Source organism: Arthrobacter sp. CAN_A212, assembly GCF_015752345.1.
Lineage (GTDB): Bacteria > Actinomycetota > Actinomycetes > Actinomycetales > Micrococcaceae > Arthrobacter_D.
Map to the genome: position 1 here is coordinate 1 of NZ_JADOUT010000034.1, position 11,164 is coordinate 11,164.

Annotated in this window: 13 protein-coding genes and 1 pseudogene; 5 read left to right on the top strand and 9 right to left on the bottom strand. The window is 58.5% G+C overall.

From position 1 onward, the window contains the following. Together IWX64_RS15815 and IWX64_RS17160 are read right to left on the bottom strand one after the other, a co-directional pair. A pseudogene (locus IWX64_RS15815) lies at window positions 1–360 on the bottom strand (transposase); the annotation flags it as partial. Between the two features lie 39 nt (window positions 361–399). Next, complete coding sequence (locus IWX64_RS17160) at window positions 400–534, bottom strand: hypothetical protein (RefSeq protein ID WP_334683360.1); 135 nt, start codon at window positions 532–534, stop codon at window positions 400–402. On the opposite strand from IWX64_RS17160, the gene IWX64_RS15820 reads away from it, so the two are divergent. Both IWX64_RS15820 and IWX64_RS15825 read left to right on the top strand, forming a co-directional pair. Beyond that, window positions 527–700 (top strand): hypothetical protein, encoded by a 174-nt coding sequence (locus tag IWX64_RS15820; protein WP_196868090.1) that lies wholly within the window; start codon window positions 527–529, stop codon window positions 698–700. The two genes, IWX64_RS17160 and IWX64_RS15820, sit on opposite strands and share 8 nt — an antisense overlap. Window positions 701–860: 160 nt before the next feature. Continuing rightward, window positions 861–2,870, top strand: coding sequence for an alpha/beta fold hydrolase (locus tag IWX64_RS15825; protein WP_196868091.1), 2,010 nt, complete (start codon window positions 861–863; stop codon window positions 2,868–2,870). On the opposite strand, the gene IWX64_RS15830 is transcribed toward IWX64_RS15825, so the two are convergent. Beyond that, the gene (locus IWX64_RS15830; RefSeq protein WP_196868092.1) at window positions 2,871–3,065 is read right to left on the bottom strand and encodes a hypothetical protein; all 195 of its coding nucleotides are present in this window, start codon (window positions 3,063–3,065) and stop codon (window positions 2,871–2,873) included. A gap of 682 nt (window positions 3,066–3,747) precedes the next feature. On the opposite strand from IWX64_RS15830, the gene IWX64_RS15835 reads away from it, so the two are divergent. After that, complete coding sequence (locus tag IWX64_RS15835; RefSeq protein WP_196868093.1) at window positions 3,748–4,464, top strand: hypothetical protein; 717 nt, start codon at window positions 3,748–3,750, stop codon at window positions 4,462–4,464. Between the two features lie 155 nt (window positions 4,465–4,619). Here IWX64_RS15835 and IWX64_RS15840 read toward each other — a convergent pair whose 3' ends face one another. The 4 genes from IWX64_RS15840 to IWX64_RS15855 all read right to left on the bottom strand — a co-directional run bounded on the left by IWX64_RS15840 (window position 4,620) and on the right by IWX64_RS15855 (window position 7,940). Further along, window positions 4,620–5,171 (bottom strand): GNAT family N-acetyltransferase, encoded by a 552-nt coding sequence (locus tag IWX64_RS15840; RefSeq protein WP_196868094.1) that lies wholly within the window; start codon window positions 5,169–5,171, stop codon window positions 4,620–4,622. Between the two features lie 390 nt (window positions 5,172–5,561). After that, a complete protein-coding gene (locus IWX64_RS17165) occupies window positions 5,562–6,008 on the bottom strand; it encodes a class I SAM-dependent methyltransferase (RefSeq protein WP_334683361.1) in 447 nt (148 codons plus the stop codon). 3 nt (window positions 6,009–6,011) lie between these two features. Then, on the bottom strand, window positions 6,012–7,196 hold the full coding sequence (locus tag IWX64_RS15850) for an MFS transporter (RefSeq protein WP_196868095.1): 1,185 nt from the start codon (window positions 7,194–7,196) through the stop codon (window positions 6,012–6,014). A gap of 234 nt (window positions 7,197–7,430) precedes the next feature. Further along, window positions 7,431–7,940 carry a GNAT family N-acetyltransferase gene (locus tag IWX64_RS15855; protein ID WP_196868096.1) on the bottom strand — a complete coding sequence of 170 codons (510 nt, stop codon included), beginning with the start codon at window positions 7,938–7,940 and terminating at the stop codon, window positions 7,431–7,433. Between the two features lie 6 nt (window positions 7,941–7,946). Between IWX64_RS15855 and IWX64_RS15860 the strand changes: the two genes are divergently transcribed. Continuing rightward, on the top strand, window positions 7,947–8,501 hold the full coding sequence (locus tag IWX64_RS15860; RefSeq protein ID WP_196868097.1) for a GNAT family N-acetyltransferase: 555 nt from the start codon (window positions 7,947–7,949) through the stop codon (window positions 8,499–8,501). A gap of 85 nt (window positions 8,502–8,586) precedes the next feature. Beyond that, window positions 8,587–9,108 carry a GNAT family N-acetyltransferase gene (locus IWX64_RS15865; RefSeq protein ID WP_196868098.1) on the top strand — a complete coding sequence of 174 codons (522 nt, stop codon included), beginning with the start codon at window positions 8,587–8,589 and terminating at the stop codon, window positions 9,106–9,108. A 210-nt stretch (window positions 9,109–9,318) separates the two neighbouring features. Here the strand turns inward: IWX64_RS15865 and IWX64_RS15870 are convergent, their stop codons facing one another. Together IWX64_RS15870 and IWX64_RS15875 are read right to left on the bottom strand one after the other, a co-directional pair. Continuing rightward, window positions 9,319–10,035 (bottom strand): hypothetical protein, encoded by a 717-nt coding sequence (locus tag IWX64_RS15870; RefSeq protein WP_196868099.1) that lies wholly within the window; start codon window positions 10,033–10,035, stop codon window positions 9,319–9,321. Next, a complete protein-coding gene (locus IWX64_RS15875) occupies window positions 10,032–11,006 on the bottom strand; it encodes a hypothetical protein (RefSeq protein WP_196868100.1) in 975 nt (324 codons plus the stop codon). Before IWX64_RS15875 ends, IWX64_RS15870 begins: the two co-directional genes overlap by 4 nt. Window positions 11,007–11,164 lie beyond the last annotated feature (158 nt).

Here is an 11,164-nt window from a genome sequence, read left to right on the forward strand (position 1 = left end):
TGGAGAAGTGCAATACCCGGCAGGTCACCGTGACGGGAACACCGTCAGCGGCCAGTTCGCGGACCAGCGGGTACATCATTTTGGGTTGACGTCCCGGGAAAGATAAGCGACGGCCCTTCGCATCACTTCGGCTTCCTGCTCGAGCAACTTGATGCGCTTCCTGGCGTCGCGCAGTTCGACGGATTCTTCCTTCGCCGCTTTGGCTTTGGGGTCGTCTTCCTCGTCGGCTTTCTTCAACCAACGGTGCAGGGCGGCCGAGGAGACGCCGAAGTCCTTAGCGATCGTGGTCAGGGGCGCTTCGCCCTTACGGGCAACCGCGACCACGTCACGGCGGAACTCTTCGGGAAAGGCTTTAGGCATGATGAACATCCTTCCACCCGCGAGGCTAATCCTCACAGGTTAGGAGTCAACCAAACCTTCAGCAGTCCCTTCCAACAACGGACACACCGGCAACGCCGTCGAGAACCGTCGCTCGACCGAGACGAAGGCCTCGACGAAAACCACCGAGTTCTTTGCCTTCATCGCGATGGTCATCGCCACAGTCGTGACCGCCCTCGTCGTCGGAGACGGCGACAACGAAGATGGCATCGACATGTTCGACGCCCACCAGGGCATGGAACTGATCACCTTCCTCACCATCGGCTACATGGTCGCCCGCGGGCTGGCGAAGTCCGGAAGTCGCGAGCACCACAACTCCTAGCACGACGCGATGATCCCCGCACCCGAGCCACTTATTCCGGGTGCGGGGATCAGTGTCATTTCCGGCTATGTCCCAAAACGGTAGGGTCATCCGATGATTCGGGTCGCAATTCACGGGATAATCTTTGCCTTGCCACCTTCCCAGTTCACGAAGGACTCCCATGAGTGAGACCCCCAACATCGCAAGGACCAACGTCGGCAAGGTGCCGGAGGCGACAATCAGCCCGGTCAACAAGAGGCAAGCTGAGAATAAGAATCCCCCTTACTTCAGCGACAAGAGAAAAATGCAGACCACCCTCTTCAGCGAAGCGGGTGAGGGCCTGGAGCTGGCCTATCGCCTGCACTACTCCCGCACCTCCGACAGCTCAGCACCCACTAGCTCAGCACCCGGTGCCGCCGATGATGCCCGGCCGGTCTTCGTTCTCATCCACGGCATCGGGATGTCGCACCGTTACTTCGCCCGACTGCAAGCGAAACTACTCATCCACGGCGACGTCTTTTTACTCGACCTTCCCGGGTTCGGTGGAACCCTCAGGCCAGCCCGACAGCTCACCGTCGCCGAGTACGCGAGTGTCATCGCGAATGCACTCGACGCTGCGGGACTCACCTCCTGTGTCGTGGCCGGGCACTCGATGGGCGCTCAGTTCGTCACCGAGCTCGCTCTGCAACGCCCGGACCTTGTTTCCGCTGTGGTGCTTATCGGCCCTGTTACGGATACCGCTCACCCTTCCGCGGCGCGCAATGCCCTGACTTTAACCCTCGACACCCTGTTGGAGCGGCCGGTGACCAACCTTCAGGTAGCCGCCGCGTACCTGCAATGCGGTCTGCGCTGGTATCGAACCGAGTTACCCGTCATGCTCAGGTATCGCCTGGATCACAGACTCGCGGGCGTCACTCAGCCCGTCCTGGTGCTGCGAGGATCCCTCGACCCTATCGCGGGACGCAGATGGTGCCAGCGCCTTGCCGCAGTGGCTCGCGATGGTCGTGTCGTCGAGGTCCCAGGCCAGCCTCATGCTGCACACCGTGGAGGCGCGATGATCGTCGCCGACGCCATCTTGGACTTGATCACGAATCTCCCCGCCGCCCCCTCCGGAGTCCGTAGCGGGCAGAAGAGCGGGGACAGTAATCTGGTCCCGTTACACCCTGCACCGGGAGATTCGTCACCGACATCATCCTCGTGGACCGGAGGATCGTCGGGAACTACTGAAGTCTCCCGGTCCGGAACCCAGGCGCAATGGCAGGGCATTATGCTGACTGATATGCCCAGGAAAGGTACACCCATGGAGGCACCGCGTAGGTTCGACAAGATCACCATCATCTTCAATCCGAACAGCACCGGGGACGCTCCCAGGCTCGCCGAGGAACTAGCCGGCGAATTGGCACCGGCATTGCCGGACACGGTTGTCACCTTGCAGCCCACGGAGCATGCCGGACACGCGATCGACCTTGCGCGTGAGGCGGCTTCCGCTGGTAACGCCCTCATTGTGTCGGTCAGCGGGGACGGCGGGTACAACGAGGTCGTCAACGGAGTCATGGCCAGCGGCAGAGATGACGCCGTGTGTTCGGTTCTGGCCGCCGGCAACGCGAATGACCATAGCCGTGTTACCGGACGCAAGCCGTTGGCAGAAGCCATCATCGAGGGCCAGGTCCGCCGGATCGATGTGCTGCGCATCAGCATCAGCCAGACGGGTGCGGACCCGGTGTATGCGCACTCCTACATCGGATTCGGTCTGACGCCGATCATGGCGATTGACCTGGAAAAGGGTAGTAAAGGTGCGATCAAGGAGATGTTCTCCGTTGTGCGGACCTTTTCAAAGTTCAAGCCCTTCGAGATCCGGCAGAGCGACGGGAAGCGCCGCACGTTCGACAGCTTAGTGTTCGCGAACATCTCGCAGATGGCGAAGTACGCGACCCTGAGCGAGGCCGGGGATCAGCCCACCGACGGGAAGTTCGAAGTCATCATTTTCCCGCACATGGCCAAGTGGCGGATCCTGCTCACCGCACTGCGAGCCACGACGAAGGGACTAGGCGATCAGCCGAGTTACGCGCAGTACCGGTTCTCGGCCCTCAAGCCCATGCCCTACCAGATCGACGGGGAAGTGAAATCCGTCGACACCGACACGGACATCACCATCGATAGCATTCCCCGGGCCCTAGCCATCCTCGGCTAATCACTCAGTGGCCAGCACCACCGCCCACAGCATCCCGCCGATGAGCTTGTTGGCAGGTTGCATCAATCTGCGAGCCCGCGGCAAGAGCGACCCACAGGCAAACCTGATCAGGCATGCCGAGACGGAGCTGTTTCCTTCGGTTTCGATGACTGGGTCACCGGCCTGGTAGGTAATAGTGTGGTCGTCGTGATCCATCGCTTCCTTCCACCGTCAAGAAAAACACTCTGATGGAATCAACAGTGAGATCGAGATCCGAGGGGCAATGAGCGCCCGGTAACGATGGTTTGCGTATCCGATTGAGCGTGCGTCAAGGACCGTTTCTTAGGATGCGATCACGAGAACCATGAGTAGGCCGATGACTAGAAGTAGCATGCAGGCCGCTAGCTGCAACCGCCGTCGCCTAAATGGTTCGTCGTTCGGTGGAACAGTCGTGCGGATCAGCAATGTAAAAGCTAACACCGCTAGTAGGCCCGCGCTTACGGTCAGAAACCAATCAATCGTTGTCATAGGCGGCCAAATCTGCCTATTCCCTCAACTACGCCGGAGCTCTGTTCCATAGATTCAGGCTATAGCCCTCGCCGCCGAAGTTTTGCCGCAACGGATCAATGCCCCTTAGCGTGTTCACAAACGATGGTTTGAATGACGCCACCAGGTGAGACGGGGGAGTGGGGGACACGCCGAGGATGACTGTGTCGTTTCTCGTGCCCGTTTGAGGCTGTTGCACGCCTACGTCTGTGCAAGCTGGTAGGTGCCTCGAGGAGGAAGCAGTCGGGCGGTGTGTTGGTTAAAGGCTAAGGGCCCCGCAGCACTTGGCCGCGGGACCCTTAGTAATCCATAACAGGGAACCTGCCCCTGTCTTCATTTACAGTTTACTCCTATGGGTACTGTGCAACAACCGATCGAGCGGGTCTTGCTGCAGCGGATCACCCCGGAACGGCTTAGCCCGTACCTACAGGAAGCAGGCAATCTGCAGGGAGCTGTAAGGCTCTACCGGTGGAATATCGATCTATCGGGAGCGGTCTATGAAGCCCTTCATGTGTTCGAGGTACTTCTGCGTAATGCCATGGATGAAAAGCTGTGTCAGTGGAACGGATCCCAACCGGATCCTAGCCACGGCCGTCTCCATTCGTCCGATTGGCTCCTGGACCCGTCTTCTCTATTGGTCCGTATCGCTGGTCGAGACATTCCAGAGGCCAAACGGCGGGCCTTGAAATCCACGCGGCGACGCCCGGAAGGGCAACGAGAGCCACGCCATGAAGATGTCCTGGCCGCAATGTCTTTAGGTACTTGGCGGTTCATTCTTCCCGGACGCAGCGACGCTGGTAAGCAACGCCTCTGGGATGAAGCCCTCAACGAAGCCTTCCCCCATCTTTCAAGAACCCCTCACCAGCTAGAACGCGCAGTTGAGGGTGTTTACCGGCTCAGGAACCGTGTTGCCCATTTGGAACCGCTCATCAATAGCAACGTTCAAGCGCAACTCGTCAACATGCGCACGGTCATTGGGGCTATTGACCCGCTGCTGCTGTCCTGGTTCGCTTCAACGGAACGTATCGGTTCCACCCTGACCGACCGACCCGGCCAGACCGATACCTAAACCCGGAACACACGTCCACTACGACGTTCCCGCTGTGGTCAGGAGAACATCTGCCCAACCTGAGTGACGTAACAGGGTGTTATCGGCGCTTCACTGGGAGCGAGGCATTGTCTACCGGGCAGCACATAGGTGGGTTAGGCACCTATGATGACCGGTCATTGTTTCCTTGAGAGGTCGTGGACCAGCCAGAGGGTGTCCCCGTGTTCAGCATCCTTGGTGCGACGGCCGCTGTCTGAGAAGCCGAGTCGGGCGAGCACCCTAAATGATGGTGCATTCCACTCGCGTACGGTGGCCCAGAGCCGGGTTCGGGCAGTTGCCCGTGCAGCGTCGATAACTGCAGCCCCTGCCTCCGTCGCGAACCCACACCCTTGATAAGACTTGAACAATTCAAAGGCAATCTCCGGCTCGGCATACGAGCCGGCACCGACGGTGAGTCCGCAGTAACCCAAGAGTCCTGAACCGGATGTTTTCTCTATCGCTAGGAGAAAGAGGCCGGACTTTTCGGATTCGGCTAGCTGCGCCATCATCCGCTGGTGTATCTGCTCAACTGTTGGGTTGCCTTGATGATCGATCCGCCGGGGTACTCGCGGATCTCGTTCCATCCACAGTGCTCGAATGGCTTGACTGTCTTCGCCTTGCATCCGGCGAAGCACCAAACGCTCCGTCGTGAGTTCAGTGATCATTGGGGCGAATTCAGTCGTGCTCATTAAGAAAACCTATGTTCAGTCGGCCATTCATGACACCGGGTGTCGGAAAGAAACGGCGTATGGGGCGGGAGCGGCCTGGATTCAGCGGCTGGTAGTTATTGCTTCGATGATCATCAAAGGTTCCGTGGCAGTGTGTGTAAAAGGTGTGCGTCTCCAGTCTCGCCAGACGTGCGACACGGTGAGACCCGCACGATGCAGGTCTGCCGTAACTTGCTCGAGGGTGCGGAACTGAAGCCGCTGTTCGACGTCTACTACGCGGTCTGCATGGATGAACTCGTTGTAGCAATGCATAGTGACCACCTCATCAGCATTGGGAGGAACGGTGATTGTCGATTCGCGGAGCCGTCCAACGATGGTGCTCCGCTCAGACCCGGGGTCATTCCACTGTTCTCAGGCCAGCGCCTGGGGATTGCGGGTTTCGAAGGCCAGCACGCCACCGGACTTTAACCCCCGCGCGATGTTGTCCAAGGTGGCATGCCAGTCGCTCCCAAGGATATGCATGGCGACGTTGCCGGTCATAATAATCAGGTCGTTGGCTTCGTCGTCGATTAGCGTCGAGGTACCGAGCCGCCATTCGACGGCGTCCCCGGAGGATCGGTTGGCCGCTCGGGCGAGCATGGCAGCCGCGGGATCGATGCCGACATCGTTTCGCCCTGATGCGACAAGTGTGACGGTGAGGATCCCTGTGCCGCATCCAAGGTCCGTAATGTGAGTGGCCTTGAGGCGCTTGGTTAGCGCTCGGTAGTAATCATGATCTTCGCCGTCAGGGTTGTCGTCGTCGTATATTGCTGCCAGGAGGTCGTCGTTGTATTCGTTGTAGTCCATTACGCGTCCCATGGTTCAGTCGGTTTCGGTGTGTCGTAGGACCAATGCGAGGGGTAGTACGAGCAGGGCGGTGGCGATTCCGAGGGCGATGAATGCGCTTTGGAGGCTGAACGTTGTCGCGATGATGCCGCCAAGGAGGGCGCCCAGGGGCCGGCCTCCGCGGGTGATGGTCCGGTAGACGGCGGTGACCCGGCCTAGTAGTTCTTGGGGGACCGTGGACTGGCGCAAGGTAATGGTGAGGACGTTCCATGTGACCCCGGAAAGCCCACCGATGAACAGCGCGGCCCCGATGAGATAGATGTTGGAGGTGACGCCGGCGGCAATGAACCAGATGGCCCAACCAGTCAGCGACAGGATGAGTAGCACCCGCATGCTGATCGCTTTCCGGGCAGGTCCGATCAGGAATGAACCGGTAACACTGCCTGCGGCCATCACGGCCAGGAAAATGCCGTAGGCGCTTGGGTCCAGTCCCAGCAGTGTGGGGTCAACGACGGCGAGAACAAAGATGGCGGTCCACGCATACCAACACACGGTGGCGCCCCCACCGATGATCGCGAGGGAAAGCAACGAACGGTCCTCTTTGAGGTAGGCGAATCCCTCTTTGACCTGTGGCAGGAATCGAGGCCGTTGAGGACGTGATTCCGACGGTGTCGTGGGAACCGAGAACAGGATCAGTACCCCGACGACGTAGCCGAGCGCGGATACACTTACTGCCCATCCGGCTGCTAGACCAACAAGCAGGCCACCCACAGCGGGACCGATGAAACCGCCGAGGCTTGAGGTGACACCGAACAGGTGGCCGTTTTTCTTGGCGAGGTTTTCCTTATCGACATATCGGGGAACAATCACCTGCGCGCACATCTCGTAGAGCGTTTCAGCGCTTCCAAGGACGAACGCACCAACATAGAGAAGCGGCAGACCTTCCCCTCCGAGAGTGACGGCGCCGAGCAACAGTCCGATGCCAACGAACCGGCTGAGGTTGATCAGGCGCATCAGGAGAACCGGATCGTATCTGTCCACGATCGGGCCGAAGGGGATGCTCACAATAAGCCAGGGGAGCGAGAAGAAGACGGTGACGCCGGCTACCGCGGCTGGTTCCAAGGTGACTGTTGCCGCGAGCAGGGGCAGGATCGCGCGGAGCATCCCGTCGCTGAAACCGACTGCACCAGCGGCCGAGATAATCCGATCTATCAGTTTCATGCCCGGTCCCCTCCCGGAATGGTGACTGACAGTCGTCACCCACTATGAAAAAACCCTGCTCCGACACTACGGGAAGTGATTGACACATCCGAACCAGTAGCGGTCCTGGTGTCCCTTGAGTGATGGTTTACGGGAGGCCTTCGATAATTCGCGCAACGCGAAAGGTTAGGGGAGCGTTCGTTCGAAGATTACGTTGACCGGAGCGAAGCCTTGAGATTCAAAGAAACCATGGGCTTAGTCGTTGAACTGCCATGAATCTAGACGAATAGCTGCTGCGTCATTGTCCTGGGTTATTTTTACTGCAGCGTTCATCAATAACTTTCCAACGCCCTTGTGCTGGGCGGTAACTGCCACAGCGATGTGGTGAACATAGAGGGATGATGACGATCGCCGAAATGGATTGGCGGGTCTTGTTGTGTGTTCAGCGAGCAAATATCCGAGGGACTGCCTGTTGTCCTTGGCAATCAAGACTGCGCTTCCATCAGAGAGTTTCAGGTCCAGGAACTCACGAAGTGCTTCCGGGTCGGGATCTCTAAATAGGTCAGGGCGGCCCTTGGCATGGAGCTCCTGAATGCTGATACCTAGTTCGACCAGATCATTGAGATCATCCCGCGTGGCAGCACGAACGGTTGGATTGGTCGACGTGGACGGGCACATACCCAAAATATAGTCGACTTGCCCTGTTGCCGATGACGCGACGTTTGACCGCAAACGATGGTTTGAGCCGCATGCTTCGGGGATCATGGTCTGATGCAGATTTTGATGACCGACCGTCTTTTGCTTCGACCGTGGGAGCCAGAAGATGCCGATTTTGTTTATGACATGTATTCACGCTGGGACGTTCAACAATTCATTGGGCTGGTTCCACGGGTGATGAAGGACCGCTCCGAAGCTGACAGGCTGATTGAGAGATGCCGAAGTTATGATCATCCTGTCCATGGTTTTTGGGCGGTGCAGAGAGCAGAGGATGCCCATTTAGTGGGGACCATCTTGTTGAAGGGGATTCCTGCATCAGGTGAAGCGCCGCTCCAACCCTCAGGCGATACGGAAATTGGGTGGCATTTTCACCCCGATTATTGGGGGAGGGGATACGCAGCCGAAGCGGCGTCAGCTGTCCTTGCGTACAGTTTCAGCGAAGGACTGGACCGGGTCGTCGCCGTAACCTCTACGGAGAACACAGCATCCCAGGGGGTGTGTAGGCGCATTGGGATGGAGCATCAGGGATCAACGAAGGACTATTACAACGCGACGTGTGAACTGTATTTAGCAGAAGCTGGCACCGGGCCGGGTAACAAGTACGTCTAGCTCGGGTCGAAAACGATGAGTTGTAGAGCAGCGCAGCGGCCTTTCGCCCTGGATCCTGTGCCATTATCGGTTGATGGTGTTCCCTATGCCTTTCCCGAAAGAGCTCCGCGCAGAAAACCTGTTGCTCCGATCCCTAATGGAGGAAGACTGGCAGTTGGAGTACGACCTGAGCCGGGTTCCAGATGTCCCGCAGTGGACCTACTATCCGCCGGATCTCGATGAACCGGGTGCACGTCGCCGGATCAGCCGAACAAAGGAACGCCAAGAGGCCCGGCTCGCTGCCCGGTATGCGATAGTGATCGACGGCCGGGCGATCGGAACGGTTGGGATTGGCTGGCGTGATGGCGGTGCACCGGAAATCTTCTACGCACTAATATCTGCAGGCCGCGGCCGTGGCGCGGCAACCGAATCAGTTCGACTCCTCACAACCTGGTTATTCGACCATGGCTTTACCGCGGTGGCACTGGAGACCGTCGCTGGCAACACCGCCAGTGAAAAGGTTGCCGAACGTGCGGGATTTCGGCAGACAGACTCCTACCTGGGATATCAGGGCGGCGAGTCAGTACAGGTTAACCGTTGGCTTCGGCACAGCGCCCCGCTCGTTTAGTGATCCCTTGAAATGATGATCGTGCTGTCCTCCAGCCCGACGTAATAGGACGTTATCGGCGTTATTGCAGAATTCAACTTTGCCTGACTGCTGATTTGAGCCGATGGTCTTGTCTTGAGCGCCGGGGCGAGTGATCGCGGTTGCTCCCGTCTGATTTCTTGTGCGTACGCCGTTCGGCTTAGCCGGCGAAGCGGCGCGATTGTGTGCATGTCATTTCCGGGGTCTTGCTTGGTGCTCCCAGATCGCGTGATCGGCCGACCAGGGGGTGACCTTGAGTGCCTTGGATGCTTCCCCGAGCAGCACGCGTGCTTCAGCGACGCTTACTCGCCGGGCGAGGCAGGTGCCGAGCCATTTCAGGACATGGCGGTCGGGTTTCACTCGATGGTCATCGCCGGCTGTCATCCATATGTACCCGGTTCGGATTCCGTCCGCCCCTGCTCCCTTGACTTTCTCTAGATCTTTCTCCACGGCAGCCGTCCGCTCAGGGTCCGTTGAAAGGTCAGCGAAGTCAGCTAGAGTCTCAACTTTATGTTTGCGGGCCAGAGTCTCCGCTATCTGTCTAACTGCCGCCGCCTTCAGGATGCCGTTTGTCGCTGATGTGCGGTGCCTGCTCCTGAGAACCTTCGCGAAAGCATCATCATCGAGGTCTTCAATCGAGGTTAGAAACTGCCTGAGCGTTTGCTCGTCCGCCCGGGGGCTAACTGGGTGGTTGAGCTCTTCTCCACGGAGAAGTACGGAGGAAAGTGCCGCATACGTTGCGTAGCGCCGGACAAGAGGTACGACCACGGCGTCATACCTGAGAGATATGGAGTAAGTAGCGGCAAGGATGCACAACGAGAGGTGACCCCAGCGGTCGACTCGTGGCTCAGGATTCAATTCCCGAAGTGCTTCGACTACCTTCGCCAGTTCATTCTGACCCTCATTCATGCGACAACGCTTCCCCTCTTAATGTTTTCGGCTAGCAGGCCGGCAAAATCTACTCGAAGACCCCGGAGCACTTCACTCGCGTATGCATCGAAGAGCTCATCGAGAGTCCACACAGCGAAGTGAGGCTGTCTGGGGAGCAGGATGCCAACTCGACGGATGCCCAGTGAATCGTCGAGGTCGAGTAGTACATAGCCAAGCAACTGGAACAAAGTGTCCCTGACCCAGGGTCTGGAGATCGCCTCCCGGGTCTTTACATCGACGAGCATGTCTCCAAAAGCCAAGTCAGCGTCGGCCCCTCCTACCGCCGCGCTTCCGAGGAATCGCGGGTTCGCCACGTACTCGACGCCTGCCTCAATGTCGCGGTTCCATTCATCGAGGAGCGGCTCGACCGCATCCCTCATGAGGGCGATATCAAAAAGAAGCGAGTCGTCAATGCTCATCATCAGGTCGACGGCGTCTTTCGCTCGTCTAATGCGTCGGCCCAGTTCACCCGAGAGTGCCTGGCGCGGACCTGTCCTCGCGATACTCTCGCACCACGCGAGATAAATCGACGCCCGGGCAAGGTTGAATGGATGACGGTCCTGTTGTTTCCAATTGAGATAGGAAAAGTCGAAGGCCTGCGTCAACACCTTGTGAATGTGCTTTCCCCGAGGAACGACATCGGGGTTTGCACCGAGGGTGTCCAGGCCCCTCCGAGCCATCGTGTCTTCGAAATCGAAACCGGGCATGTCCATTCGTAGGCGGTAGTCGAGAGCCATGCCCGCCACGATGGCATGCCCCTTGCGGTCCTTCACCCCTTCGGGAATCGGAAGTCGAGTTGCAAGCCCAATGAGGTTGTCGAAGCCGAAGGACGAGGCGAGCATGTTTCCCTGACGACCACGGGTTCCAGCTAGCGCGAGCTGCGGGGCGCTGTCATAGATGAACTGCCGAATCGGTGATTCCTTGTTCCGGAGATGGCTCGTGAAGGACATGCTGCGACCATACCGCGCACCTCCGACACACTGCTCAGCGGAGATTGCTTGGATGCGTCGCGCCCCTACGTGTCAGGGTTGGGTGAGGCCAGTACTTCGTAGCAACTTCGTCTAGTTCGTAGGGCGAGAACCAGGATCACCACTAATGTCTATCTCCA